This is a genomic window from Bacillus sp. PK3-067 (genome assembly GCF_056738645.1).
In genome coordinates, this window is sequence record NZ_CP096490.1 from 4490851 (window position 1) to 4517204 (window position 26354).

The 26354-nt window shown below is 36.7% G+C and carries 26 protein-coding genes and 1 pseudogene; 6 read left to right on the top strand and 21 right to left on the bottom strand.

The window, feature by feature from the left end; genetic code table 11:
- Positions 1-4: 4 nt before the first annotated feature.
- Complete coding sequence (gene motB, locus M1D73_RS23105; RefSeq protein ID WP_001256734.1) at positions 5-793, bottom strand: flagellar motor protein MotB; 789 nt, start codon at positions 791-793, stop codon at positions 5-7.
- A complete protein-coding gene (gene motA, locus M1D73_RS23110; protein ID WP_000344853.1) occupies positions 783-1577 on the bottom strand; it encodes a flagellar motor stator protein MotA in 795 nt (264 codons plus the stop codon). The genes motB and motA overlap by 11 nt, the downstream gene beginning before the upstream one ends.
- Positions 1578-1843: 266 nt before the next feature.
- Between motA and M1D73_RS23115 the strand changes: the two genes are divergently transcribed.
- Positions 1844-2623 (top strand): M15 family metallopeptidase, encoded by a 780-nt coding sequence (locus M1D73_RS23115; protein WP_121868089.1) that lies wholly within the window; start codon positions 1844-1846, stop codon positions 2621-2623.
- 36 nt (positions 2624-2659) lie between these two features.
- Here M1D73_RS23115 and M1D73_RS23120 read toward each other — a convergent pair whose 3' ends face one another.
- The 4 genes from M1D73_RS23120 to sdhC all read right to left on the bottom strand — a co-directional run bounded on the left by M1D73_RS23120 (position 2660) and on the right by sdhC (position 6386).
- On the bottom strand, positions 2660-3106 hold the full coding sequence (locus M1D73_RS23120) for an acyl-CoA thioesterase (protein ID WP_000822731.1): 447 nt from the start codon (positions 3104-3106) through the stop codon (positions 2660-2662).
- Between the two features lie 92 nt (positions 3107-3198).
- Positions 3199-3960, bottom strand: a complete 762-nt coding sequence (sdhB, locus tag M1D73_RS23125) for a succinate dehydrogenase iron-sulfur subunit (protein ID WP_001291827.1) — start codon at positions 3958-3960, stop codon at positions 3199-3201.
- On the bottom strand, positions 3953-5746 hold the full coding sequence (gene sdhA, locus M1D73_RS23130) for a succinate dehydrogenase flavoprotein subunit (protein ID WP_000676750.1): 1794 nt from the start codon (positions 5744-5746) through the stop codon (positions 3953-3955). The genes sdhB and sdhA overlap by 8 nt, the downstream gene beginning before the upstream one ends.
- A gap of 13 nt (positions 5747-5759) precedes the next feature.
- Positions 5760-6386 (bottom strand): succinate dehydrogenase cytochrome B558, encoded by a 627-nt coding sequence (gene sdhC / locus M1D73_RS23135; protein WP_000678354.1) that lies wholly within the window; start codon positions 6384-6386, stop codon positions 5760-5762.
- A gap of 300 nt (positions 6387-6686) precedes the next feature.
- Here sdhC and M1D73_RS23140 point away from each other — a divergent pair, with 300 nt between their 5' ends.
- A complete protein-coding gene (locus tag M1D73_RS23140) occupies positions 6687-7136 on the top strand; it encodes a YslB family protein (protein WP_000042226.1) in 450 nt (149 codons plus the stop codon).
- A 115-nt stretch (positions 7137-7251) separates the two neighbouring features.
- Here M1D73_RS23140 and uvrC read toward each other — a convergent pair whose 3' ends face one another.
- The 8 genes and pseudogenes from uvrC to M1D73_RS23180 all read right to left on the bottom strand — a co-directional run bounded on the left by uvrC (position 7252) and on the right by M1D73_RS23180 (position 16118).
- Positions 7252-9036, bottom strand: a complete 1785-nt coding sequence (gene uvrC, locus M1D73_RS23145; protein WP_000544296.1) for an excinuclease ABC subunit C — start codon at positions 9034-9036, stop codon at positions 7252-7254.
- A 149-nt stretch (positions 9037-9185) separates the two neighbouring features.
- On the bottom strand, positions 9186-9500 hold the full coding sequence (gene trxA, locus M1D73_RS23150) for a thioredoxin (protein WP_001018943.1): 315 nt from the start codon (positions 9498-9500) through the stop codon (positions 9186-9188).
- Positions 9501-9711: 211 nt separating this feature from the next.
- Positions 9712-10691: pseudogene (gene etfA, locus M1D73_RS23155) on the bottom strand (electron transfer flavoprotein subunit alpha).
- A 36-nt stretch (positions 10692-10727) separates the two neighbouring features.
- Positions 10728-11501 (bottom strand): electron transfer flavoprotein subunit beta, encoded by a 774-nt coding sequence (gene etfB / locus M1D73_RS23160; RefSeq protein ID WP_001029028.1) that lies wholly within the window; start codon positions 11499-11501, stop codon positions 10728-10730.
- Positions 11502-11579: 78 nt separating this feature from the next.
- The gene (locus M1D73_RS23165; RefSeq protein WP_000911292.1) at positions 11580-12356 is read right to left on the bottom strand and encodes an enoyl-CoA hydratase; all 777 of its coding nucleotides are present in this window, start codon (positions 12354-12356) and stop codon (positions 11580-11582) included.
- Positions 12357-12367: 11 nt separating this feature from the next.
- Positions 12368-12955, bottom strand: coding sequence for a TetR/AcrR family transcriptional regulator (locus tag M1D73_RS23170; protein ID WP_000742223.1), 588 nt, complete (start codon positions 12953-12955; stop codon positions 12368-12370).
- A 106-nt stretch (positions 12956-13061) separates the two neighbouring features.
- Positions 13062-14747, bottom strand: a complete 1686-nt coding sequence (locus tag M1D73_RS23175) for a long-chain-fatty-acid--CoA ligase (RefSeq protein ID WP_000414746.1) — start codon at positions 14745-14747, stop codon at positions 13062-13064.
- A 189-nt stretch (positions 14748-14936) separates the two neighbouring features.
- A complete protein-coding gene (locus tag M1D73_RS23180) occupies positions 14937-16118 on the bottom strand; it encodes a BclA C-terminal domain-containing protein (RefSeq protein ID WP_243341027.1) in 1182 nt (393 codons plus the stop codon).
- A gap of 451 nt (positions 16119-16569) precedes the next feature.
- On the opposite strand from M1D73_RS23180, the gene M1D73_RS23185 reads away from it, so the two are divergent.
- Together M1D73_RS23185 and fhuB are read left to right on the top strand one after the other, a co-directional pair.
- Entirely contained in the window at positions 16570-17544 is a 975-nt protein-coding gene (locus M1D73_RS23185; RefSeq protein WP_000722826.1) for an ABC transporter substrate-binding protein, read from the top strand.
- Between the two features lie 7 nt (positions 17545-17551).
- The gene (fhuB, locus tag M1D73_RS23190) at positions 17552-19588 is read left to right on the top strand and encodes a Fe(3+)-hydroxamate ABC transporter permease FhuB (RefSeq protein WP_001087088.1); all 2037 of its coding nucleotides are present in this window, start codon (positions 17552-17554) and stop codon (positions 19586-19588) included.
- A gap of 199 nt (positions 19589-19787) precedes the next feature.
- Here fhuB and M1D73_RS23195 read toward each other — a convergent pair whose 3' ends face one another.
- Positions 19788-20657: a tetratricopeptide repeat protein gene (locus tag M1D73_RS23195; protein WP_121868091.1), complete on the bottom strand. Its 870-nt coding sequence runs from the start codon at positions 20655-20657 to the stop codon at positions 19788-19790.
- Positions 20658-20810: 153 nt separating this feature from the next.
- Here M1D73_RS23195 and M1D73_RS23200 point away from each other — a divergent pair, with 153 nt between their 5' ends.
- Both M1D73_RS23200 and M1D73_RS23205 read left to right on the top strand, forming a co-directional pair.
- Positions 20811-21314 carry a DinB family protein gene (locus M1D73_RS23200; protein ID WP_000284980.1) on the top strand — a complete coding sequence of 168 codons (504 nt, stop codon included), beginning with the start codon at positions 20811-20813 and terminating at the stop codon, positions 21312-21314.
- Between the two features lie 136 nt (positions 21315-21450).
- Positions 21451-21783 carry a YfjL-like protein gene (locus tag M1D73_RS23205; RefSeq protein ID WP_121868092.1) on the top strand — a complete coding sequence of 111 codons (333 nt, stop codon included), beginning with the start codon at positions 21451-21453 and terminating at the stop codon, positions 21781-21783.
- A 63-nt stretch (positions 21784-21846) separates the two neighbouring features.
- On the opposite strand, the gene M1D73_RS23210 is transcribed toward M1D73_RS23205, so the two are convergent.
- From M1D73_RS23210 to M1D73_RS23235, 6 genes are all read right to left on the bottom strand, one after another.
- On the bottom strand, positions 21847-22542 hold the full coding sequence (locus tag M1D73_RS23210; RefSeq protein ID WP_000902926.1) for an ABC transporter permease: 696 nt from the start codon (positions 22540-22542) through the stop codon (positions 21847-21849).
- 26 nt (positions 22543-22568) lie between these two features.
- Complete coding sequence (locus M1D73_RS23215) at positions 22569-23438, bottom strand: DUF4097 family beta strand repeat-containing protein (protein WP_000720988.1); 870 nt, start codon at positions 23436-23438, stop codon at positions 22569-22571.
- A 37-nt stretch (positions 23439-23475) separates the two neighbouring features.
- Entirely contained in the window at positions 23476-24180 is a 705-nt protein-coding gene (locus M1D73_RS23220; RefSeq protein WP_000475552.1) for an ABC transporter permease, read from the bottom strand.
- A 34-nt stretch (positions 24181-24214) separates the two neighbouring features.
- Positions 24215-24376 carry a hypothetical protein gene (locus tag M1D73_RS23225; RefSeq protein WP_000931817.1) on the bottom strand — a complete coding sequence of 54 codons (162 nt, stop codon included), beginning with the start codon at positions 24374-24376 and terminating at the stop codon, positions 24215-24217.
- Positions 24369-25292, bottom strand: a complete 924-nt coding sequence (locus tag M1D73_RS23230) for an ABC transporter ATP-binding protein (RefSeq protein WP_000221069.1) — start codon at positions 25290-25292, stop codon at positions 24369-24371. Before M1D73_RS23230 ends, M1D73_RS23225 begins: the two co-directional genes overlap by 8 nt.
- Positions 25293-25417: 125 nt before the next feature.
- Positions 25418-26353 (bottom strand): HAMP domain-containing histidine kinase, encoded by a 936-nt coding sequence (locus M1D73_RS23235; RefSeq protein WP_000247684.1) that lies wholly within the window; start codon positions 26351-26353, stop codon positions 25418-25420.
- Position 26354 lies beyond the last annotated feature (1 nt).

A 26354-nucleotide genomic window follows, 5' to 3' on the forward strand; every position in this document is an offset into this window, starting at 1 on the left:
TCTTTTATTTTACTTTCTCTGTTAAAGGCAAGATAAATACTTCCACACGTCTATTCTTTGCCTTTCCTTCTTGTGTATCGTTTGGAGCAATTGAACGGTATTCTCCGTATCCAATCGCACTAAATTTTTCTGGTTGTAATTCTTTATTTTGCAGTAATACTTGCATAAAATTAACTGCCCGCTGCGTACTTAATTCCCAATTCGACGCAAACTGCGCATTGGCAATAGGGACATTATCCGTATGACCCGATACTGTAATTTCACGAGGTGACGCTGAAACAAGTAAGCTAGACATCTCTTTTGCAATCCCTAAAGATTCTAATTTCACATCTGCTTTCCCCGAATCAAACAGTATATTTTCTAATATTGTCACCATTAATCCCTTTTCAGTTAATTTAGTTTGAAAAGAAGAAGATAATTGTTTTTCATTAATATATTGATCAATCTTTTTTTGTAATGCTTTCAATTCATCCATCTCTTTTTTTTCTTTAGCTCTAGCTTCTTCTTGTTTTTTTGCTTGTTCTGCCTCAAGGCTACTTGCTGATAATTCTTTTTCATCATTTGGCTTTTGATCACTTAAAAATTCTTTGTTACCTGTTCCCCCAGCTAATTCACTTCGAAAAGCAACTGCCATCTGTTTAAACTTCGCAGCATCTATACTACTCATTGCGAATAAAACGATAAACAATGCAAATAACAACGTTAACATATCAGAATATGGGATTAACCACGTTTCATCGATATGCTCATCATGTTTTTTCTTTTTGCCTCTTCTATTTTTCTTACTCCGCATTTTTTTCTGCTCCTTTTTCTAGCTTTTTACGCTCAGTTGCAGAAAGTGCACCTAAAATGCGGTTCTTCATAATAAACGGATATGTACCTTCTTGTAACATTAATAAACAATCAATGATTAAACGTTTTTTCTCAATTTCAGCTGAAGATTTTTGCTTTAACTTATTTGCAAATGGATGCCATAATACGTAACCTGAAAAAATACCAAAAATCGTTGCAATAAACGCACCAGAAATAGCATGACCTAACTTTTCAATATCAGTTAAGTTACCAAGCGCAGCTACAAGACCGATAACAGCACCTAAAACTCCTAATGTCGGTGCATACGTACCAGCTTGTGAAAAAATAGCAGCTCCCTTTGCATGTCTTTCTTCAATTGCCTCTAATTCAGATTCCAAAATCTGCTCTAAATCTTCTGCGGATACGCCATCAATCACAAATTTCATACCGCGCAAAAGAAATTCATCTTGAATTTTGTCTAATTGTTGCTCTAAAGACAAAATACCGTATTTTCTACTTTCAGATGTCCAATGAACAAATAATTCTAGCAACTGTTCATAACTTAAATCCTTTTTATTTGAACCAAAAAGAACTTTAAATAGTTTTGGAACCCTTTTTAGTTGATTCATCGGAAATGCAATACATACTGCAGCAAATGTACCAATAAAAATAATTAATGCTGCGGCAGGATTTAATAAGGCTGTTATGTCAGCGCCCTTGACGACCATCCCTACTACCACTGCTACAAATCCTAAAATAAGTCCAATAATTGTTGCAAAATCCATTCCCATTCACTCCTAGTCTATACAAGAAGTTCTTTATTCTCGATAATCGCTACATCTTCTTATGTATATATATTACATAAAAAATGCAAATCATGAAAGATAAGAAATGAATTATATAAAAAAATACTACAAATTCACACATTTTCTGACATTTTCTTTGCATTTCTATTACGTTATGACTCTTATATTCCTTTTCCAACAAACTAGATTTATAATAAAAAAACAATACACATTTTATGAAGAAGGGACTGTGATTACAAGGCATCATGAAAAAGATAATAATTATTTCTGCCACTACTATTGTAGTCGGGATCACATCTTTCGCTTACTTTGGTTCTAAAACACCACTACATAATGAAGCAAAAGCTGTCGAAAGTCAAAAGCATAATAACCATAAAAAAGAAGAGATTCCTGCTTTTCCAAAAGCTGATCATAATGCAAAGAAAATAGACAATGACTTTTCAGTTGTAACAAATCCAAAATCTAATCTTGTCTTAATTAATAAACATCGAAAACTACCAGATGGATACATTCCTGAAGACTTAACGAGACCAAATGTACCATTTATTAGTCCAAAAGATAAAGAAAAAACATTGCTGCGCAAAGATGCTGCCGAGGCACTTGAAAACATGTTCAAAGCTGCGAAAAAAGAAGGGCTTGATCTTACAGCTGTATCTGGTTATCGTTCATACAAACGCCAAAAATCGTTGCATGATACATACGTTAGACGTCAAGGAAAAGCCGAAGCTAATTCGGTAAGCGCAATTCCTGGTACAAGTGAACACCAAACGGGTTTAGCAATGGATATTAGTTCAAAATCAGCTAAATTTCAATTAGAGCCTATCTTCGGAGAGACAGCAGAAGGAAAATGGGTCGCGGAACATGCTCATGAATTCGGCTTTGTCATTCGTTACTTAGAAGATAAAACAGATACAACAGAATATGCCTATGAACCATGGCACTTACGCTACGTTGGTAATCCATACGCTACATACCTATATAAACATCACTTAACATTAGAAGAAGCGATGGAAGACAAAAAATAAGAGAGCAAATTGCTCTCTTATTTTTCTTTCACTCTATTATTGTAGTAATTTCTTCTTCCATTCTTCAGGCCATGGTTCGCCTCTTCCTGTTTTTTTCGAAGCTTGAACCATCATTCCACGACCTACTAAACAAATCTCTCCTTCTGCATTCTTCACCATATAATGTAAATCTAAAGAAGAATTCCCGACCAATCCTGCCTTTACATACACCTTCAGCTGTTCATCAAAATATATTTGCTTAATAAAATTACATTGTAAATCCGCAACAACGATCATCGTTTCTGATGATGCATGTGTCCACTCTTGCATAAATCCAAGTTCTTTAAACAACGCAATACGAGCTTCTTCAAAATAAGTAAAAGCAACGACATTATTTACATGTCCAAACATATCTACTTCACCAAAACGAACCTTTACAGGGTTGTAAAACGAAAAACCACTTTCCCATTGCTCAAAGTCTTCAATATAAGAAATCCTCTTCATTGTTATCTCTCCTTTTCATCTTGAAATAAACAGAATAAACAGAAAAATATAGTTATAAATATTGCCTCTTCGATATGAAGAGGCAATATTTATTAATAGTTATTATCGCTACCAAAGAAATCTTTGAACGATTGAATTGTTGTATCACGGTTTAATGCCGCAATTGAAGTTGTTAAAGGAATACCCTTCGGACATGATTGCACACAGTTTTGAGAGTTACCACAGTTTGCTAGTCCTCCATCTCCCATAATTGCACGTAAGCGATCTGCTTTATGCATTTCACCCGTTGGATGTGAGTTGAATAAGCGAGCTTGTGATAACGGTGCTGGTCCAATAAAGTCAGACTTACTGTTTACGTTTGGACATGATTCTAAGCAAACACCACATGTCATACATTTTGAAAGCTCATAAGCCCATTGACGCTTTTTCTCAGGCATTCTTGGTCCTGGACCTAGGTCATACGTACCATCAATTGGAATCCACGCTTTAACGCGTTTTAGAGCATTAAACATGCGACTACGATCAACTTGTAAGTCACGTACAACCGGGAATGTCTTCATCGGTTTTAAGCGAATTGGTTGCTCTAATTGATCAATAAGTGCCGTACATGATTGACGTGGTTTTCCGTTAATCACCATCGAACATGCACCACATACTTCCTCTAAGCAGTTCATATCCCATGCAATCGGAGTTGTTTGGTTCCCTTTTGAATCAACAGGATTACGACGGATTTCCATAAGTGCTGAGATAATATTCATATTCGGACGATATGGAATTTCAAATTCTTGGTCAAACGCTTGCGCATCTGGCCCGTCTTGTCTCGTAATGATGAGGCGGATTGTTTTCTCAGACATGTTGTTTATCCCCCTTCTCTTCACCCTTAGCAGCTACATCGTGTTTTGAAGAATAATCACGTTTACGCGGTTTAATTAACGAAATATCAACGTCCTCGTAATGGAATGCTGGTGCATTTCCTTCTCCCTCAAATTTTGCCATCGTAGTTTTTAAGAAGTTTGCATCATCACGATTTGGGAATTCAGGTTTGTAATGCGCCCCACGGCTCTCATTACGGTTATATGCGCCAATTGTAATAACACGTGCTAACTCAAACATATTTGCAAGTTGGCGTGTAAATGAAGCACCTTGGTTACTCCATCTTGCTGTATCGTTAATGTTAATACGTTTGTAACGAGCCATTAATTCTTCAATTTTCGCATCTGTTTCTAATAATTTTTTATTTTCACGAACTACTGTAACGTTATCTGTCATCCATTCTCCAAGCTCTTTATGAAGAACATACGCATTTTCGTTACCATCCATCGTTAAAATATTGTTAAATTTCTCTGTTTCGATTAATTCATTTTGCTCATATACAGTAGATGAAACAGCATCAGATGATTTAGAAAGACCTTTCATATACTCAATTGCGTTTGGTCCTGCTACCATACCACCATAAATTGCTGATAATAGTGAGTTCGCGCCAAGACGGTTACCACCGTGCATAGAATAATCACACTCACCTGCTGCAAATAAACCTGGAATATTTGTCATCTGTTTATAATCAACCCATAGTCCGCCCATTGAATAGTGAACAGCTGGGAAGATTTTCATCGGTAGTTTACGAGGATCATCCCCTGTAAATTTCTCATAGATTTCAATAATTCCACCTAGTTTAATATCTAGTTCTTTTGGATCTTTATGAGAAAGATCTAAGTACACCATGTTTTCACCGTTAATACCTAGTTTTTGCTCTACGCAAACATCAAAGATTTCACGCGTTGCGATGTCACGAGGTACAAGGTTTCCGTAAGCCGGATATTTTTCTTCTAAGAAGTACCATGGTTTACCATCTTTATATGTCCAAACACGTCCACCTTCACCACGTGCAGATTCACTCATAAGACGTAATTTATCGTCTCCAGGAATTGCCGTTGGGTGAATTTGAATGAACTCACCGTTTGCATAATATGCGCCTTGTTGATATACAGCAGAAGCTGCTGTACCTGTATTGATAATGGAGTTTGTTGATTTTCCGAAAATGATACCAGGGCCCCCTGTTGCCATAATCACGGCATCTGCTCCGAAACTTCTAATCTCCATAGTTTGTAAGTCTTGTGCAACGATTCCTCGGCACACACCTTCATCATCAACAACAGCTCGTAAGAAATCCCAACCTTCATATTTCGTTACAAGTCCTGCTACTTCGTGACGACGTACTTGCTCATCTAATGCGTAAAGTAATTGCTGTCCAGTTGTTGCACCAGCAAATGCTGTACGGTGATGTTGCGTTCCACCAAATCGACGGAAATCAAGAAGTCCTTCTTCCGTACGGTTGAACATAACACCCATACGGTCCATTAAATGAATGATACCAGGTGCTGCTTCACACATTGCTTTAACTGGTGGTTGGTTCGCTAAGAAGTCCCCACCATAAATTGTATCGTCAAAGTGGATCCATGGAGAATCCCCTTCACCTTTCGTATTTACGGCACCGTTAATTCCGCCCTGAGCACATACAGAATGTGAACGTTTTACTGGTACTAAAGAAAACAGTTCAACATTTACTCCTGCTTCTGCCGCTTTAATCGTTGCCATTAAGCCAGCCAAGCCACCGCCGACTACTATAAGTTTCCCTTTCATGCTCTCCCACTCCTTACTGGTTTGCTAGCTGTGGATCGATGAACGCTAATAATGCACTCACACCTACATAAGATAAACCTAAGAAAATAGCTAATGTTACATAAGTAGAGATTCTTTGTGAACGTGGAGATACTGTAATTCCCCAGCTGATGCAGAATGTCCATAGTCCATTTGCAAAGTGGAAAATTGTTGAAACAACACCAACTAAGTAGAATGCAAACATAGCTGGATTGTTTAAAATATCTGCCATCATATCATAGTTTACCTCTTTACCTAACATTGCTTGAATACGAGTTTCCCAGACGTGCCAAGAAATGAAGATCAGCGTAACGATACCTGAAATTCTTTGGAAGACGAACATCCAGTTACGGAAATAACCGTAAGAAACCGCATTGTTCTTAGCTGTAAATGCAATATATAAGCCATATATAGCATGGTACAGTATCGGTAAAAAGATGATGAAAATTTCTAGCGCATACCGGAATGGAAGGAGCTCCATAAAGCCTGCAGCTTTGTTAAAAGCCTCTGCTCCTCGTGTTGCAAAGTTGTTTACAATTAAATGTTGCGTCAAAAAGACACCAACCGGGATGACCCCCATTAATGAGTGCCACTTACGAAACGTATACTCGCGGCCTTTCATGTCCCCATTACCCCCCTTGAATGTTTGACTGCTGTTTTCAGATTAGTTTATGACAATAATGTTTTTTCACTATTGGCATAAGAAAAACTGAAAAAATTATTCGAAATATTTCAGCATAATTTGATACCAAGTTCATTTTACTCCTATTTTTGTCGAAGCGTCAAGAAAACGTATACATAATTTGCATATAATTTGCCAATTCTTTTTTTCTTCTTATATATTCAGATTTTCCTAAAGAAAAATCTGTTTTTATAAATGTGAAATGTTATATAATAATCCCTATAGAAAGAGGGGAATATTGTGAGTAAAAATACAATCGATACAACATCTTTAGAAGATGTTTCATTGAACGCCTTCGCTTATGAATTGCTACGTGAAGAATTACTACCTGATTTAATCGGCAACGATTTAGATGGTATTTTATACTGGTCTGGTAGAAACCTTGCAAGAAAATATCCGCTAGAAACAATTGAAGAAGTCATTCAGTTCTTTGAAAAGGCTGGCTGGGGCACTTTAAGCATTGTTGAACATAAGCGTCGTGAAATGCAGTTCCAACTTAAAGGCACACTCATCGCAGAACGTCAAAAACAAAAACGACATTCTTCTTATCAACTAGAAGCCGGATTCATCGCTGAACAAATCCAAAAGCAACGGAACGTCGTTGCAGAGTCATACGAAGAAAAGAAAAAACGTTCTGACTCTATTACATTTCTTGTAAAATGGGATATAAAAGATCTCATTGAAGTGTAAGCATTACCTACAGTCAACTAGACATATCAGTTTAGTTGACTTTTTTGTATTTTCATTCAGATGAGTTTATTTTAAATCTTCAGAAATTATACCAAAAAACAGAAGACGTTGTAAACTACAACGTCTTCTTATCTGTTAAATACGTATAAATCGTCTCCGCGACATTTTTCGGCATACCCGCTTCGACAAATTCCTCTATAGAAGCTTCTTTCATCTTCTTTAATGAACCAAAATGTTTTAACAATACCTTTTTCCGTTTATCACCGATTCCTGGAATATCATCCAATGCTGATTGAATGACAGATTTCCCATGTAATTGACGATGGAATGTAATCGCAAATCGATGCACCTCATCTTGAATACGCTGCAATAAATAAAATTCTTGGCTATTTCTCTCAAGCATCACAGGTTCCGGTGGATCCCCAATAATTAAATGGGAGGTTTTATGTTTATCATCTTTTACAAGACCTGCCATCGGAATATATAATCCGAGCTCATTCTCTAAAATATCACTTGCAGCCGCTAGATGGCCTTTTCCTCCATCAATAATAATCAAATCAGGTAAAGGTGAATTTTCTTTAAGCGCCCTTGTATAACGGCGCCTCACAACTTCTCTCATAGACTCATAATCATCTGGCCCTTGAACCGTTTTAATTTTATATTTTCGATACTCTTTCTTCGCCGGTTTCCCATCGATAAAAGCAATCATTGCAGAAACGGGATTTGTTCCTTGAATATTTGAGTTATCAAACGCTTCAATACGATACGGCGTTTCAATCCCAAGCTGCTTCCCTAAATGATCTACCGCTTTAATCGTTCGTTCTTCATCACGTTCAATTAAGTAAAACTTCTCTTCAAGAGCAATCTTCGCATTTTTATTTGCCAATTCTACAAGGTCTTTTTTCTTACCACGTTTCGGCTGCGTCGCTTCCACTTCTAAAAAGCGCTCTACTAATTCCGAGTCTATACTTCCTGGAACGACAATTTCCTTCGGCTTAAAATGACTACTGTTTTCATAAAATTGGCCGATAAACGTTAAAAAACCCTCTTCTGGTTCATCGTAAATTGGAAACATAGAAACATCACGTTCAATTAGCTTTCCTTTTCGAACGAAGAAAACTTGAACACACATCCATCCTTTATCCACTGCATATCCAAACACATCACGATCCACTAAGTCACTCATAATCATCTTTTGTTTTTCCATAATCGCATCAATATGAGCAATTTGATCACGCAACTCTTTTGCACGTTCAAACTCTAGTTTCTCTGAGGCCTCATACATTTTTATTTCTAGTTCTGAACGAACTTCTTTATGTCCACCATTTAAAAACTTAATAATTTCATCTACAATTTCTTTATTTTGTTCTTCCGTCACTTCTTTCACACAAGGCGCTAAACATTGACCCATATGATAATACAAACACACTTTATCTGGCATATTCGTGCATTTCCGAAGTGGATACATACGATCTAGCAGTTTTTTCGTTTCATGAGCAGATTGTGCATTTGGATAAGGACCAAAATATTTCCCTTTATCCTTTTTTACGTTTCGAGTAATGAGTAAGCGCGGTTGCTTCTCCGCCGTAATTTTAATAAAAGGATATGTTTTATCATCTTTTAATTGAATATTATATTTCGGATCATATTTTTTAATTAGATTTAACTCTAAAATAAGTGCTTCTAAATTCGAAGAGGTTACAATATATTCAAAATCAACAATTTCTCCTACAAGCCGCAGTGTTTTCCCATCATGTGAACCAGTAAAGTACGAGCGCACACGATTTTTAAGCACTTTTGCCTTTCCGACATATATAACCGTTCCTTGCTTATCTTTCATCAAATAACAACCAGGTTGATCTGGTAAAATAGCCAACTTCTCTTTCAAATGTTCGTGCACTCGTCTCCCTCCATTTCTACATACTTAGCATTTTTATTTTCCCTTGAAAACATACTATGCCCAAACACCCAACATACGTTCTTTTATTGTAACGGAAAGACTGTAAAAAAGAAAATAAAAAAAGCTACCAAATGGTAGCTTTTTTTATTTTAGAAGTGTTTAGAAACTAATTCTACTAACGCTTCTTTCGGTTTGTAACCTAACGCTTGATCAACTACTTTACCGTCTTTTAATACGAAAAGAGCTGGAATGCTCATTACTTCGAATTGACGAGCAGTTTCTTGGTTTTCATCAACGTCTACTTTTACTACTTTTACTTTTTCGCCTAGTTCTGCATCAATTTCCTCTAATACAGGAGCGATCATTTTACAAGGTCCACACCAAGGTGCCCAGAAATCTAATAATACAACACCTTCGCTAGTTTCTGCTGCGAAGCTTTGGTCATTTGCGTTTACAATTGCCATTTTATTTCCTCCTTCAAGTATATTCTACCAAGAGTATATCATTAACTTATATACGTGGCGAATAATATGTATCGTTATGTATTGTAACAAAAAAATGTTCCTTTATACTATATAAAAATACGGATTAAATACTAAAAAGATGAGAGACAGGGGATCTCTCACCTTTTTCTATATATAGGGGTACTTCACTTGGAACTCAAGGGTACTTAAATCATGAATGTACTTTTAACTTTTTAAACTCTTCTGTTAAAAGAGGTACAACTTCGAATAAGTCACCGACAATACCATAGTCAGCTACTTTAAAGATACTTGCTTCTGGATCTTTATTAATCGCAACGATTATTTTTGAGTTAGACATACCTGCTAAATGCTGAATCGCACCAGAAATACCACATGCAATGTATAAGTCTGGCGTAACAACTTTACCAGTTTGACCAATTTGTAATGAGTAATCACAGTATTCAGCGTCACAAGCACCACGAGATGCCCCAACAGCGCCGCCTAGTACGTCTGCTAACTCTTTTAATGGCTTAAAGCCTTCTTCACTCTTCACACCACGTCCGCCAGCGATAATAACTTTTGCTTCAGAAAGATCCACACCTTCTGCTGTGTTTTACGGACAACATCTTGAATGATTGTACGTAAATCTTTCACATCAACTGTAATAGAAGATACGTCACCGCTGCGAGACTCATCTTTTTCCAGAGTTGCAATATTATTTGGACGCACTGTCGCAAATAAGATGCCGTCTGTTACAATCTTCTTCTCGAATGCTTTACCAGAGTAAATTGGACGAGTGAAGATAACATTTCCACCTTCAACCTCTAAAGCAGTTACGTCAGAAACTAAACCAGCTTCAAGCTTCGCTGCTAATTTTGGTGATAAATCTTTACCAAGTGCTGTATGTCCAAAAACGATACCTTCTGGATTTTCTTCAGCATGTACAGCTAAAAACGCTTGTGCATAACCATCAGATGTATATGATTTTAATTTATCATTTTCAACTGTCACAACGCGATCTGCACCGTAATGAATCAATTCATTTGCAAAAGAGGCAACGCTGTCTCCAATTAGAAGACCTACTACTTCACCGCCTTCTGCAATTGTTTTTGCTGCTGCTACCGCTTCAAAAGAAACGTTACGTAGCGATCCATCACGAACTTCACCCATTACTAATACTTTACGAGCCATAGATTTTCCCTCCTGCATATATAATTTCGTATTTTATTAGATTACTTTCGCTTCTGTATGGAGCAACGATACAAGTTCTTTTACTTGATCTTGCAGCTCGCCTTGTAACACTTTTCCTGCATCTTTCTTAGGAGGCAAATAGATTTCAATTGTTTTTGTCTTTGCTTCCACATCATCTTCTTCTAAATCTAAATCATCTAATTCTAATTCTTCTAGCGGCTTTTTCTTCGCTTTCATAATACCTGGAAGCGATGGATAACGCGGTTCATTTAAACCTTGCTGTGCTGTTACTAAAACTGGTAATGAAGTTGCAATCACTTCTGTATCACCTTCAACATCACGCTCAATCTTCACATTTGTACCGTCAATTTCAAGTTTTGTAATTGTCGTTACATACGGAATATTTAACGCTTCAGCTACGCGTGGTCCTACTTGTCCAGATGCACCATCAATTGCAACGTTTCCGCCTAAAATTAAATCTGCATCTTTATCTTTTAAATATTCAGCAAGCACTTTTGCTGTCGTGAACTGGTCACCATTTTCTACATCATCTTCAATATTAATTAATACCGCTTTATCACAGCCCATTGCTAATGCAGTACGAAGTTCTTTCTCACTATCTTCGCCACCGACTGTTACAACTGTAACTTCTCCACCTTGTGCGTCTCTTACTTGAATTGCTTCTTCAATTGCATATTCATCGTAAGGGTTGATGATGAATTCCGCTTCGCCATCGTAAATTGCACCGTTTTTAATTACGATTTTTTCTTCTGTATCAAATGTTCGTTTCATGAGTACGTAGATGTTCATTCCATTTACCCCCTTGTTTTTCAGAAAGATTCTATCAATTTTAATTTTCTGTTAATTTATATTAAAAAAATAATTGAACTACCTGCCACTAAATGAAGGTTTACGCTTTTCTAAAAATGCGGCTACACCTTCTCTTCCATCTTCACTCGTAAATACTTCACCAAAAATTTGTGATTCACGTTGTACACCTTCATAGTAATGAGACGATTTTGTCGTTTGCAATAACTCTAGTACAGCACGAGTTGTTGCTGGACTTTTTCCAGCAATTTGTTTTGCAACTTTAAGCGTATCATCTAAAAGAGATTCTTCAGAGAACAATCCGTTAACAAGTCCCCACTTTAATGCTTCTGCACCAGTAATTGGTGTACTTGTTAACATCATTTCACAAGCTTTCGCTTTCCCAACATAACGTGGTAAGCGCTGTGTACCTGCAAAGCCAGGAATTAATCCAAGTGTTAATTCAGGTAAACCAAGTTTTGCACTTTCAGTTGCAAAGCGCATGTGGCAAGACATAGCAAACTCAAGGCCGCCGCCCAGTGCCGCTCCATGAATTGCCGCAATAACTGGTTTTGAACATTTTTCAACACGCTCAAACGTAACTTGTCCAAGCTGTGCTAATTCTGTTGCTTGCTTCGCTTCAGTAACAGATGTAAATTCTTTAATATCTGCTCCCGCTGAGAAGAAACGTCCTTCACCGTGAATAACAACAACACGAATGTTATCATCCTTTTCCACTTGATCAATTAATTCAGTAACATCATGCATAACTTGTGAAGACATCGCATTCGCTGGTGCGTGATTTAATGTCGCCACCGCGATATGATCTTCAACTCTTACAGATAGGAATTTCAACATGATCCCTCCCATTATTGACGATAACCACAAGCTGCAATAAGTAGCCCGTGTACCGTTTTTGAAAGTGCGACCAGATCATACTTATGATCGCTCATTACCCAATTGGTCACAACTTCATCTACTGTTCCAAAGATCATTTGTCTTGCCACGCGAACATTTAAATCTGCTTGAAATTCACCTTGTTTTATACCAGTCTCTAAAATCTCATCCATAACTTGTAAGTAGCCTTTTAATACTTCATTTATTTTAAGGCGCAAGTCTTGATTGGACTGCCTTAGCTCTAATTGCGTAACGATAGCAAGAGGATCATTTTGCGACAACAGCAAGAAGTGCGTTTCTACCAACATGAATAACTTCGATACAGCGCTTTCAATTCCTGCTGTTTTTTGACGAATTGTTTCGACAAATTCTCCCATCTTCTCTTGGAATAAGGATATTAATATATCTTCTTTATTTTTAAAATATAAATAAATCGTGCCATCAGCTACCCCAGCTTGCTTTGCGATTTTAGAAACTTGCGCTTGGTGGTACCCATTCTCCGCAATCACAATGACTGCCGCATCAATAATTTGATTGTATTTCGGTCTATTTTTCTTCACTTTACTGTCCCCTTCAAGAAGATGACTGAATGAATAGTCATTCATATTCTTATAATACTGACTATTTAGAAAAGTGTCAATCCTATTTTTTCAAAAAGAAAGGGCCTTAGCCCGTTTGCTCATCCTCATTCTTTCTCTTCTCTTCATCTATTAGAACACGGCGTAAAATTTTCCCTACTGTCGTTTTTGGCAATTCATCTCTAAACTCATATACTTTCGGCACTTTATAAGCCGCTAAATATTTACGTGCAAACTGATTTAATTCTTCCTCAGAGCACTCCGTACCTTCTTTTAACACAACAAATGCTTTAACCGTCTCTCCTCGGTATGGATCTGGAACTCCAATTGTCACTACTTCTTGCACTTTTTCATGCTCATATAATACTTCTTCAACTTCACGAGGATACACATTAAATCCACTCGCGACAATCATATCTTTCTTGCGATCTTTTACATAGAAGAATCCATCTTCATCCATGTAGCCAACATCACCTGTATGGAGCCAGCCATCTTGCAATACAGCCGCTGTTTCCTCTGGCTTATTCCAATATCCTTTCATAATTTGAGGGCCTTTCACTACAATTTCACCTATTTCTCCTGGCGGTAATGCCTCACCAGTTTCAAGCGACATAATGATTGCTTCTGTATCTGGCCACGGAACTCCGATGCTACCTGGCACTCGCTTTTCCCATAAAAAATTACTATGTGTAACCGGAGAGGATTCTGTTAAACCATATCCCTCTACTAGTTTACCACCTGTAACTTTTTCGAACTTTTCCTGTACTTCTACTGGCAGTGGTGCTGATCCACTAATACAAGCACGAATAGAAGAAATATCGTATTCTTTTAAAAGCGGACTATTTAAAAGAGCGATATAAATAGTTGGTGCCCCTGGAAACAATGTCACTTTATGCTTCTTAATCGCTTCAAAAACCATTTTCATATCAAACTTTGGAATAAGGACCATTTTGTATCCTTGCATAATACTTAAATTCATAACAGCTGTCATACCATAAACATGGAAAAATGGAAGAACCCCAAGAACGACTTCTTCTCCTTCTTTGCAATTATATAACCATTGAACTCCCATTAACGTGTTAGAGACGAGGTTTTTATGCGTTAACATAACTCCTTTCGGAAATCCGGTTGTTCCTCCTGTGTACTGTAAAAGAGCTAGATCATTTTCAGGATCACAAGGCACCTCAACATTCGTATTCACTTCTTTTTCTACTGAATTCCAAAGATGAATCGTTTCACTCTCTGATACTTTCACAACTAAATTCGACTGTTTTTTCTGCACAAATGGATACAATAGATTTTTAGGGAATGGTAAAAAGTCTGCAATACGAGTTACGATAATATGCTCAATTTTTGTAGCAGATTGAACATTCGTTACTCTTGGAAACACTAAATCGAGACAAAGAATTACTTTTGCTCCCGAGTCATGAAGCTGATATTCTAATTCCCTTTCTGTATACAGTGGATTGGTTTGTACTACGATACCTCCCGCAAGTAATGTACCGTAATAACCAATTACAGCTTGCGGACAATTCGGCAACATAATAGCAACTCGATCACCCTTTTCCACACCGAGCTTTTGAAGATAATTTGCAAACCGCTTCACCTTATCATGGAAGTCCGAAAACGTAATATCCTTCCCTAAAAAGTGAAGCGCTTTCTTTTCTGGGTAGCGAGAAGCCATCTGTTCTACATATCTATGAAGCGGCTGAATATCATAAGAAACCGTACTCGGAATTTCCTCTGGATAACTTTTCAACCATGGTTTTTCCACCTTCATTCCCCCTTCAAATACATAAAAAATAAATGAATGTTCATTCATGATGGTTATTTTCATTATATTATAGTCACCATAGCGTTACAATCATAATATTCTGACTTTTATATAACTATGCTTTACTTCATTAACTTCTTATTATATGTAGAAACTCTCTTAATCTTAAAAGAGTAAAAGAGTTATGGCTTAGCTCAATCTTATTATCGTTAACACTGCTCCTGGGGTAGTTGTTGATAATGTTGCGACAGCTAACAAACCAAATAATTGTAAACTAATAGCATCTCCTGCTGCAAGAGTTGTAATAATTGTTGCACTAAATGATGTGGTTGCTACCGCAGGAGAATTTATCGTCCCAGCAAGTGCCCCTCCATTAATTGTAATCCGTGAACTGACTAATAATGAAGCCGTTATATTAATTGTATATGAAATATAATAATTACCAGCATTTGCAACCGTAAATACTGTGTTTCCACCAGAAACAGTAATTCCTGGACCGATGTTTTGATTATTTGGAAGCGGGACATTCGTTCCACCAAGAACTACCGATATCGCTGTTCCCGACGTATTATTTGCAAATGCATATGTCGCCGTGATACTTGTACCTGTAGCCCCGGTTGAACCCGTTGAGCCCGTCGCTCCTGTTGCTCCTGTCGGACCTGTTGAACCCGTCGTTCCCGTTGGACCGGTTGAGCCTGTTGCTCCCGTTGGGCCTGTCACTCCTGTTGAACCCGTCGCTCCCGTTGCCCCGGTTGAACCTGTTGCTCCCGTCGGACCCGTTGCTCCTGTTATTCCTGTCGCTCCCGTTGGACCCGTTGAACCTGTCGCTCCCGTTGCCCCGGTTGAACCTGTTGCTCCCGTTGGACCCGTTGCTCCTGTTATTCCTGTCGCTCCCGTTGGACCTGTTGAACCCGTCGCTCCCGTTGCCCCTGTTGAACCTGTCGCTCCTGTTGGGCCTGTTGGACCCGTTGCCCCTGTTATTCCTGTCGCCCCCGTTGGGCCTGTTGCCCCTGTTATTCCTGTCGCTCCTGTTGGACCCGTTGCCCCTGTTATTCCTGTCGCTCCCGTTGGGCCTGTTGCTCCTGTTATTCCTGTCGCTCCCGTTGGACCTGTGTCGCCTGTTACTCCTGTCGCCCCCATTGGGCCTGTGCCACCTGTTGCTCCTGTTGCTCCCGTTGGGCCTGTGCCACCTGTTGCTCCTGTTGCTCCCGTTGGGCCTGTGCCACCTGTTGCTCCTGTTGCCCCCGTCGGACCGGTTGGACCAACCTTAGGAACTGTCCCATCGCAACTAAAACAGCATGAATCAACATGTACACCATTTTGATTATTACACCCACAATATCCATTTACGTTATTGCTCCATGAAGACATGTTGATCACTTCCTTTACATTCGATCTTTTTAGCGCAATCACCGACTTAAAAAACACCTATCTAAATAACAAAGAAATACTTTGCCTAGTTGGGGATAAAACACAGATTTCCTCCATACATTCTAGTAATTATTACATGCGATTCACTCTCCTTTTGCTTGTACTTTCGCCTTATCTCCACAGACTATTAACAATACACATTACACTATCGTACACAGCCACTTTCCCATTTAAACTTTCCACATTCGCCAATATTTTTAGTAAAGAGGCTTATTCTTCATAAATAGCGACTATAATATATAAAAATCCGTATAGTTCGTTATTTTTCGTCAAAATTTTAAAAATATATTGACACTTAAAATATCCTCATAGTATGATTTGGGTGTTGTAATTGATAACCATTTTCACTTATGGTACTAGTTACAAAAAACACTTAATTTGGGGGCAGAAGATGAAGAAAATTCTCAGTATTTTCATAGTAGTTCTTCTATTCGCTGTTGGATGCGGACAGCAAAAAGAGGAGAAAAAAGAAACAAAAGCGGACAATAAAAATCAAGCTCTAACAATTAAACACGCTGAAGGGGAAACGAAGTTAGATAAACCAGCAAAAAAAGTAGTTGTACTTGAGTGGGTATATTCTGAAGACTTATTAGCACTTGGTGTTCAGCCAGTAGGGATGGCAGACATTAAGAATTATAATAAATGGGTAAATACAAAAACAAAACCGAGTAAAGATGTTGTAGATGTAGGGACACGTCAACAACCAAACTTAGAAGAAATTAGCCGTTTAAAACCAGACTTAATTATTACAGCTTCATTCCGTGGTAAAGCAATTAAAAATGAATTAGAGCAAATTGCACCAACAGTTATGTTTGATCCATCAACAAGCAATAACGATCACTTTGCTGAAATGACAGAAACATTTAAACAAATTGCAAAAGCAGTTGGAAAAGAAGAAGAAGGTAAAAAAGTATTAGCTGATATGGATAAAGCATTCGCTGATGCAAAAGCAAAAATTGAGAAAGCAGACTTAAAAGATAAAAACATCGCAATGGCACAAGCATTTACTGCTAAAAACGTACCAACATTCCGTATCTTAACTGACAATTCTTTAGCTTTACAAGTTACAAAAAAATTAGGTCTAACAAATACTTTTGAAGCAGGAAAATCTGAGCCAGATGGTTTTAAACAAACAACTGTAGAATCATTACAAAGTGTACAAGATTCAAACTTCATTTACATTGTAGCGGATGAAGATAACATTTTTGACACGCAACTAAAAGGCAACCCTGCTTGGGAAGAATTAAAGTTCAAAAAAGAAAACAAAATGTATAAATTAAAAGGCGACACTTGGATTTTCGGTGGTCCTGAGTCTGCAACATCTTTAGCAACACAAGTAGCAGATGTAATGACAGCGAAGAAGTGATTACACAATGAATAGCTTACAACATACACTTCGAGCAAGTCTTGTATTCGGAGGAGGAGCAGCTCTCTTGCTCCTCCTTTTCTTTATTCATATCGGACAAGGTCAAGCAAACATTTCCTATAGTATGATTATTGATGCTCTTATCTCACCGAACCAATCACTAGAACATCAAACTTTAATTATGCTTCGATTACCTAGAGCTGTAATTGCCATTTTAGCTGGAGGCGCTCTTGCTGCATCAGGGGTTATTTTACAAACGTTAACGAAAAATCCACTTGCTGAATCCAGTACAATGGGTATTCACTCTGGCGCATATTTCTTTCTAGTAGCGGCTACAATTTTCTTACCGAAAGATTTACAAATTAATTCTCTTCTGTTCACATTTATCGGTGGTGCTATTACTGCTTTATTTGTATACCGTATTTCTGGTGGAAAAAAGGGAACCCCACTTAGAATGGCATTAGCTGGTATGGTCGTTACATTAATGCTCTCTGCCTTTACCGGAACGATGCAGCTTTTCTATGAAAATGAAACAGCTGGTTTATTTTTATGGGGAGCTGGCTCTCTTATTCAAAATAACTGGGATGGCGTTCAATTTGCTTTTCCATTTATCATTATTTCTTTCCTAGTTTTACTATTTATGTCTCGTAAACTCAACATTCTCTTACTTGGTGATGATGTTGCTATTTCTCTTGGTGAAAAAACAGCAGTAACACGTCTTATCGCCTTCATTGCTGCAATCTTTTTAACAGCAGTAATTGTTACTGTTGTTGGACCAATTGGCTTTGTCGGCTTAGTTGCACCTCATTTAATGCGCCTTATCGGATACCGTCAACACTTTACTCTTCTTCTCTCTTCTTTCTTATGGGGGGCAGTATTATTGCTTGGAGCAGATGTTGTCGGTAGATTAATAGATCCAACCGGTGCAGAACTTCCTGTTGGGGCAGTCACAGCAATGATTGGATCTCCTTGGCTTATTTACTTAGTGTATCGAATGATGAAATCGAAACAATATATGAATGATAACGGTGCGAATGCAGCTGGAGCTAGTTCCCGCTATTACTCTTATAAAAAGGTAATCATTATATCTATCACACTTTGTATTGTGACGATTGCTCTTGGTGTTACAATCGGTAGTAACGCTTATATCGAAAGCATTACTAATGTTATATCAGGTCAATTAACACAATTTGACAAAAATATGATGATGAATCTTCGTTTACCAAGAATGCTCGTTGCTGCTATTGCTGGCGCATGCCTTGCAATAAGTGGGCTTGTTTTCCAAAGTATATTACGAAACCCACTTGCCGATCCTTCTATTATTGGTATTTCATCGGGAGCTGGTGTCGGTGCTTTAACGATTATGTATGTCTTTCCTGCACTTCCTGGTTTCTTCCTACCAATTGGTGCATTTATTGGCGGACTACTTGCAGTTGGAATTGTCCTCTTCTTCTCTTGGAAATCAGGATTTAGTCCAACAGCTCTCGCTTTAATAGGGATTGGTATTTCTGCGCTTGGCTCAGCAATTATTCAAATCTTTATCGTTAGAGCCAATTTGAATGTTGCCGCTGCTTTAACATGGTTATCTGGCAGTACGTATGCAAGAGGGTGGAATCACTTAGAAAATATCATTCTATATCCATCTCTAATTCTTGTATTCATTATCTTTTTCTTAATAAAACAACTTGACGTTCTCGTACTGGGAGACGATTTAGCAACTGGACTTGGGCAACCAGTAAATAAAACACGTCTTGCTCTAATTGTGCTAGCGACACTACTTGCGTCAGTAAATATCGCTGCTGTCGGTACAATTGCCTTTTTAGGCCTTGTCGCACCTCACTTAGCAAGAATTGTTGTTGGTATGAACCATCAAAGACTATTCGTTTGCTCAGCACTGTTTGGAGCAATTCTTCTTTCCATTGCTGACTTACTCGGCCGAACAATTGCATATCCGAAAGAAATTCCTTCTGGTCTTGTCGTCGCTGTACTTGGAGCACCTTATTTCTTATGGTTGATGAGGAAGAGTGGGAAGAAAGTTAATTAAAAAGGAGGCTTCTTGTTAGAAGCCTCCTTTTTATATACTAAATAAAGTGAAACTTTAATTAGTGGGGGGGTTCTTCATCCCCACTGATTATTAACCCAAACCAATTGGGCTTTTATGAGCAGTGGATCTCCCACCTAACTTCTTTGCTCCAGCCGAATCTTGAGGTGGGAATTTTACTGCAGGTGAATAGCGGGATAAATTACTCTGATCTCACTAATTTTACAGATTTAGTCCCTCCCATAAACTCATGATGTACAGTTAATGTGCTCTCCTCAAGTTTCAAATCAACCTTCTGTTTTCTTTCTCCCATTAAAAATACAAGCTCTATGGAAATAATCCCTTGGTCCACACTTAATATTCGAAAGTCTCCTATAGTAGTCCCTTTCCCAAAAATATTATGTTCCATAAATTCTCCGCCTGTTTTCTCACTATTAATAGATTCTATTTCCAACCCAACTGGCCTGTCTGTACTTTCTGATGACATCCAAGACCCCTTTAACTTTCCAATATCAGCCTCTTTTTTCTTAACTTCTGCTTGTTGAGTTAGTAAGCCATCTATTTGCTTATTCAGCTCTTCGGCCCGTTGATTTTCCGAAATAAATTGTTGATTTTGGCCAGTATCGTTAACAATTTTATTTACTATCCCTTTAGCCTCTTCATACTTTTTATCATTCTTTAACTTCTCTGCCTTTTCCAATTGACCTATATATTGACCTTTTAACTCTTTATGCTCTATGAGCGAATCTTTTTGTTCTTTCGCTTGACTTTGAAGGATTGCGGAACCATCTTTCATCTTTTCTACTTCTTGAAACAAACCTATTGCTTGTTCTATATTTCCACTCGATTTCTCTTTTATCGAACTTATCATCTTAGTAGTTTGGTCTTTTAATACCTTTGCTTCTTTATCATCCTTTTTCTCTTCTAATGCTAGCTCAAATGATGCTACTGCCGTGTCATATTCTTTACTCGCTAACGCCAATTTCCCTTGATCCATTGCTTTTTTATAGGTTTCATTGCTACATCCTACCATTAAAAATAAAATTATGATTCCTAAAATCAATCTTTTCATAATATCCCCCTGAATTAATATAATTCTATATACACTCAATAGTATCATAAAATTTATATATAAAATTTTAAATACCATTATTAAAACATAAAGGGAACTTGTCATTTCTTCTCGAACTTAATCTATGAACATAAGTAGAGGGGGATAACAATAATGTACCAAACAATTGAAGGCTTCTTGCAATCATGGACATACGAAGCAGAGTCTACTCAGAAAATGCTTGATTCATTAACCGATGCATCTTTATCACAAGAAATTGCACCTGGACATTGGACGTTAGGAAGAGTCGCTTGGCATATCGTGACGGCAATTCCTGTTATACTATCTGGCACAGGGCTAAAGTTTGAAGGAGAAACGAAAGATTATCCTGTCCCAACTTCTGCAAAAACAATTGCAGATGAGTACCGTAAAGTGAATGCGGCTTTTGTTGAAGCACTTCAAAGTAAATGGACTAATAAAGATTTAGCAACTATTAATGACTTCTTTGGTCGCCCTATGCCGAATTCTATATTTTTAATGACACTTATTAATCATCAAAATCATCACCGCGGGCAAATGACGGTTTTAATGCGACAAGCCGGCTTAACAGTTCCTGGCGTATATGGCCCCGCAAAAGAAGAATGGGCTGCGGCTGGAATGGAAGCTCCTAAAATGTAACGACAAAAAAGACAAGGTGTTTACACATCTTGTCTTTTTCTGTAACTTGTTTCATGTGAAACTATTTTTTCTAAATGGTTGTTTTATGGAATATATAGGTTAAAATGAATACATATTACGAAGAGGGGTAACCAAATTGAATACAAAAAATAAAAAAATAGCTATGGGAACTATTTTACTAACTTCTATTATTGGAGTTATTAGTGTATCTCTTTATTTCACCTATTATGGTACCCCTTGGGGAAAACAAACAGCAATTACGGAATCAAAAGAGTATATTACAAAATATTTTAATCTAGATGCAGAAGTCAAAAAAACTTCTTACGATGCTAAAATGAATAGCTATGCAATCGCCTTTGAAACAAATAAAGACGGAGAGTTTACTATCGAATATAAAAGTCCTAATAACTTTAATATTTCTCCAGAAGTACAAGCGTATTTAAGCAAACACTCCAAATTTACAGAGTAGTAACGAAGCATACATATACAAAAAAGGAGTTAGTATAACACCAACTCCTTTTACGTATTCTTATCATACTGCTATATCTTCCTTCTCTATATTTTTAATGCCGTAATACGCAATCACAACTCCAATTGCTGCGAGTGCTAGTTGAAGGGGAAGAAAAGTTGCTGTAGAAAACTCTGGGTTGCCATTCATTGCAATTGTGACAACGATAAGAGATGAAACAATTGTAGTTGGCACGGAGCGTTTACGCATTCCGAAATATAATGGGATTAAACTCATCCCCGCAGTTGCAATGGCTAAAGGAACTAGTTTTATTCCTTCTTGCATCAATTGATCTACTGTAAATGAATTAGGAAGAATTGAAAAATAGCTATCTATACCAAAGAAAACTCCTACTACTAAAATGTTAGATACAATAACTGTTATAAATGTTACTATCGCTGTAATAGCCAACTTACTAGCCATCATTTTCTTCCGATTAATAGGGTAAGAAAACATAAGTAGTATTGTTTTATTTTTATATTCACCAATTATTAGCCTTGCGATTAATACACTACCAAAAACAATAAACGTTGCTCTTACTATTGTGCTAGCCATTAACAATATCGTCTCTGGATTCCTTATTTCTGCATCACCTTCTACTTGAGCAATGATGCTCACAAAGATCATTAATGCCAGTATAACAATATTTGCAATAATTGCTCTCTTCACGTACCAACCAAGCTTAAACTTTTTCAATTCTAGCTTCATTAAATGTAGCATGATAGTGTCCTCCTTCCTCCTAAGATTTAATCAATATAAATGACTCCTGTTTCACTTAAAATCTTCGCTTCATTTTTTGCATCACCAATCGTTCCTACTTTTATTTTTTCTGTATTTTTATCTTTCTTAAGTCCTTTTAAATCCACTATTACGTCAGCCGAATTACTTTTAGCCATAAGCTTCAATGATGCCGGGACACCTTTATACCGTACGCCAATATCCCCTGATTTTGTTTCTATAAATAATGATTTTCCTTCTGTCATATCTTTCAGCAATACTTCCCCAAATGTTGAAGTGATGTTCATATTTGAGTTACTTACATTTGTTATATAGTTATCACCAGTCGTAGACTTTATATTTAATTCTTGTACTGAACTATCTTTTACAACTAACTCTCCACTTTGCGATATGAATTCACCTTTCTCGGCTGATAGTCCTACAATCATTCCATCCCCAGATTTGCCTTTCGTCACGATACTTTTTACTACTATATCTCTTATTTTCACATCACCTGATTTATTATTTAATACAATTTTATCTATTTCTTTCTTCGGAATAGCTATACATATACTATTCTTCTTCCTAAACGTAAAACCATTAAAAAATTTGTTCGCCTCTTGTTTTTGCTTAACCATAATTTTATTTTCATCATTTTCTATTTTGACGGGATCTATCTCTTTATCTGCTTGTTCACCTTGAGCGGAAATTATTATTTTATTAGCGTCTGTACTTTTAAATTCAAGATTCCAGTTTTCATTGTCTACTTCTATTTCTTTTATATTATTTATCTCAAAAGACTTTTCTTTCTTAAAATCTTTCCCCTGAAATATCTTAAAACCAAAAACCGCACTAGCAATTGTAATGAATAATATTGCAATTACTATTATTTTTTTCACTATTCATACCCCAGTTCGTTTTCGTTTTAAGCTTGCTTCACGCCACATCGATCTTGTCGATTTTACGAAACGATAGATAACTAATGAAAATTCCTAATAAACAGAGCACGATTGGGATAGCTATAAAATCAAACATACTTACTTGACCGTTTCCAGGACCATAGTTACCACTAATCAGCAAGCCAATTATTACTGCTGAAGTAATCGTTGTCGGTGTCGATTTCTTTCTCATTCCAAAAAATAAAGGAATTAAACTTATACCAGATATCATAAATGCACTTATAATAGTACCTGGAACCATAGCTATTATTTCACCTATCGTAGCAGGTGTTTCAATCAGTCCCATCATTGGACTCACAAAATATACGAGCAAGCTAATAATGAAAGTCGCGATAATCGTGCTCACAAAACAAAAACAGAAAACAATTGTTAATTTCGCACTCATTAGCATTTTCCTTTGTAGCGGATACATAAATGATAGTTGTATCGTTTTGTTCTTATACTCATCAATTACTAAACGTGATAAAATGACTGAACTAAAAATAATGAATGTTATCCTAATAAAAATATTTACTAAAGCCATGTTCTGTGTGAAGTCAAAGAAGAGCACGTCTCCCTCGGCTTTCATTCCCCATGCCATAAGGCTTACTGCAGCGAAAATTGCTATAATACAAATTGCTACACTTTTAAAGTAACTAGATAATTGATGTTTCTTCCATTCGAGCTTCATTAATTTAAACATATAAACCACGCCTCCATTCTTTATATACCTGTCTCTACGCTGCTAACATTCTAATTCCAGCAGTAACGAAGCTTAACATTCCTATCACTAGTAGGATTAACAACCATTTCCGCTCTGGTTTTCTATAATATAAAATTCCACTTACTAGCATTACGATAAATCCACTTACCAGGTTCAGCCACAGTCCATTAAGCATGAATGCCCTCTCCATCCATTACATTTAAGAAATATTCTTCTAAGGAACTATGTTTCTTATTAATACTTTCAATTTCCACATCGTTCATAATAAGTGCTTTGGAAATGGCTTGCTGTGTCACCGCCACTTCATAAACCCGAATCATGTTTCCACTCATTATTTTGTAGTTTTTTATACCAAGTTTATCTTCTAAAATATAAGCTGCACGCTTCACATCAGGAACAGTAATTTCAATGTACTCTGTTTGTTTTCCGTTAATACTCTTCATTGAAACTTCTTTTATTAGTTTTCCATTTTGAATGACACCAATTGTATCCGCCATTAATTCCATCTCACCTAAAATATGGCTAGAAACTAATAATGTAATGCCATATTCTTTGCAGAGCATTTTAAATAAGTCTCTTAATTCTTTAATACCAATTGGATCTAAACCGTTAATGGGTTCATCTAAAATGAGTAATTCTGGCTTTGTTACGATTGCCCTTGCAATACCGAGTCGTTGTTTCATTCCTAATGAAAAATCTTTTACTTTTTTATTATCTATACCTTGCAGCTTCACTAAATGTAAAGCATGGTCAATTTCATTTTTATCGTAATAGCCCATATATTCACAATGTAATTCTAAGTTTTCTTTCGCCGTTAATTTATCATAAAAGATTGGATATTCAATAATCGTCCCCATTCTCTTTAATACTTCATAAGATGTATCTGTTAACTTCTCACCGAAAATTTCAATCTCACCGCTCGTCGGTTTTATTAAATTTGTAATCATTTTCATAATCGTTGTTTTACCAGCACCGTTTGGTCCTAAAAAACCGTAAATTTCTCCTTTTTTCACATGCATGTTAACACCGGAAATAACTTCTTTCCCTTTAAACACTTTCGTTAACTGATTTGTTTTTAATATATATGTCATGTTACTTTCCCCTTTCGCAATACTCTATATTTCTATAATAGACAACGGAAATCTCTTTTTTCTTACCCGTTTCTTACAAATTCCTTACGCTGAAAAAAAGCTTGTAGAATCTACTGCTCTACAAGCTAAAACTGTATCTTTGTTAATACAATTGTAAAAATTGTTTTTTCATACGGTTTACTAGAAAGATGGATTTTTCCATCCATCGCTTCCACCAGTCTTTTCGTAATCGTTAACCCTAAACCGCTTCCTTGGTACAATCTATTTCTCGAATCTTCAAGTGTGTACATACGCTCAAACACTTTATCAATATGAGATTCATCAATCCCTTTTCCTGTATCCCATACGTCTATATACACATTCGTTTCATCATCTCTTAACGTCATACCCAGTATCTTTCCATCGTCTCCATATGTAATTGCATTTGATATTAAATTGTTCAATACCCTACCTAATACTTCTACATTTCCAAGTGCATATATATTTCTTTCTGGTATATCAATATGAACTTGAAACCCTTTCGCCGTCACTAAATCATAAAAAGATAAAATCTTCTCACGACAAACTTCATTCATATTTACTTTTGTCATCTCGATTGCCTTGTCACCAGATTCTAGTTTTGCTAAATCAAAAAACTTATGAATCAATTCCATTACTTCTAGTGTTTTCACATGCACCTTTTCAAGTAATATTTGCTGTTCTTCTTTATTCATCGTTTTATCCTTATTTAACATTTCTGTATATCCAAGAATAACTGTTAGTGGCGTCTTTAAATCATGTGAAATATTTGAAAGCATTTTTCTCATCGAAATTTCTACTTTTGCATGATCTGCATTCGTTTTCTGTTTTGCATCTAATAATTGATTAATTGCCACTAATAATTTTTGCAATTCTAGATCATCTGTCATAACGAGTAGCGTCTCGCCCGTTTGTAAATTTACAATATTTTCTAATTTTTCATATGTGTATCGTAAATTTTTACTACTATTTTTTCTCATTTTATATTGTATGTAAATGACACATAACAATATAAAAATAATACTTATTAACAAATTGACCATA

Excerpts from the sequence above, each read along its gene's own strand:
- motB (WP_001256734.1), bottom strand. The coding sequence starts at position 793 with ATGCGGAGTAAGAAAAATAGAAGAGGCAAAAAGAAAAAACATGATGAG.
- motA (WP_000344853.1), bottom strand. The coding sequence starts at position 1,577 with ATGGATTTTGCAACAATTATTGGACTTATTTTAGGATTTGTAGCAGTG.
- M1D73_RS23115 (WP_121868089.1), top strand. The coding sequence starts at position 1,844 with ATGAAAAAGATAATAATTATTTCTGCCACTACTATTGTAGTCGGGATC.
- M1D73_RS23120 (WP_000822731.1), bottom strand. The coding sequence starts at position 3,106 with ATGAAGAGGATTTCTTATATTGAAGACTTTGAGCAATGGGAAAGTGGT.
- sdhB (WP_001291827.1), bottom strand. The coding sequence starts at position 3,960 with ATGTCTGAGAAAACAATCCGCCTCATCATTACGAGACAAGACGGGCCA.
- sdhA (WP_000676750.1), bottom strand. The coding sequence starts at position 5,746 with ATGAAAGGGAAACTTATAGTAGTCGGCGGTGGCTTGGCTGGCTTAATG.
- sdhC (WP_000678354.1), bottom strand. The coding sequence starts at position 6,386 with ATGAAAGGCCGCGAGTATACGTTTCGTAAGTGGCACTCATTAATGGGG.
- trxA (WP_001018943.1), bottom strand. The coding sequence starts at position 9,500 with ATGGCAATTGTAAACGCAAATGACCAAAGCTTCGCAGCAGAAACTAGC.
- etfB (WP_001029028.1), bottom strand. The coding sequence starts at position 11,501 with ATGAACATCTACGTACTCATGAAACGAACATTTGATACAGAAGAAAAA.
- M1D73_RS23165 (WP_000911292.1), bottom strand. The coding sequence starts at position 12,356 with ATGTTGAAATTCCTATCTGTAAGAGTTGAAGATCATATCGCGGTGGCG.
- M1D73_RS23180 (WP_243341027.1), bottom strand. The coding sequence starts at position 16,118 with ATGTCTTCATGGAGCAATAACGTAAATGGATATTGTGGGTGTAATAAT.
- M1D73_RS23185 (WP_000722826.1), top strand. The coding sequence starts at position 16,570 with ATGAAGAAAATTCTCAGTATTTTCATAGTAGTTCTTCTATTCGCTGTT.
- fhuB (WP_001087088.1), top strand. The coding sequence starts at position 17,552 with ATGAATAGCTTACAACATACACTTCGAGCAAGTCTTGTATTCGGAGGA.
- M1D73_RS23195 (WP_121868091.1), bottom strand. The coding sequence starts at position 20,657 with ATGAAAAGATTGATTTTAGGAATCATAATTTTATTTTTAATGGTAGGA.
- M1D73_RS23200 (WP_000284980.1), top strand. The coding sequence starts at position 20,811 with ATGTACCAAACAATTGAAGGCTTCTTGCAATCATGGACATACGAAGCA.
- M1D73_RS23210 (WP_000902926.1), bottom strand. The coding sequence starts at position 22,542 with ATGCTACATTTAATGAAGCTAGAATTGAAAAAGTTTAAGCTTGGTTGG.
- M1D73_RS23220 (WP_000475552.1), bottom strand. The coding sequence starts at position 24,180 with ATGTTTAAATTAATGAAGCTCGAATGGAAGAAACATCAATTATCTAGT.
- M1D73_RS23225 (WP_000931817.1), bottom strand. The coding sequence starts at position 24,376 with ATGCTTAATGGACTGTGGCTGAACCTGGTAAGTGGATTTATCGTAATG.
- M1D73_RS23230 (WP_000221069.1), bottom strand. The coding sequence starts at position 25,292 with ATGACATATATATTAAAAACAAATCAGTTAACGAAAGTGTTTAAAGGG.
- M1D73_RS23235 (WP_000247684.1), bottom strand. The coding sequence starts at position 26,353 with ATGGTCAATTTGTTAATAAGTATTATTTTTATATTGTTATGTGTCATT.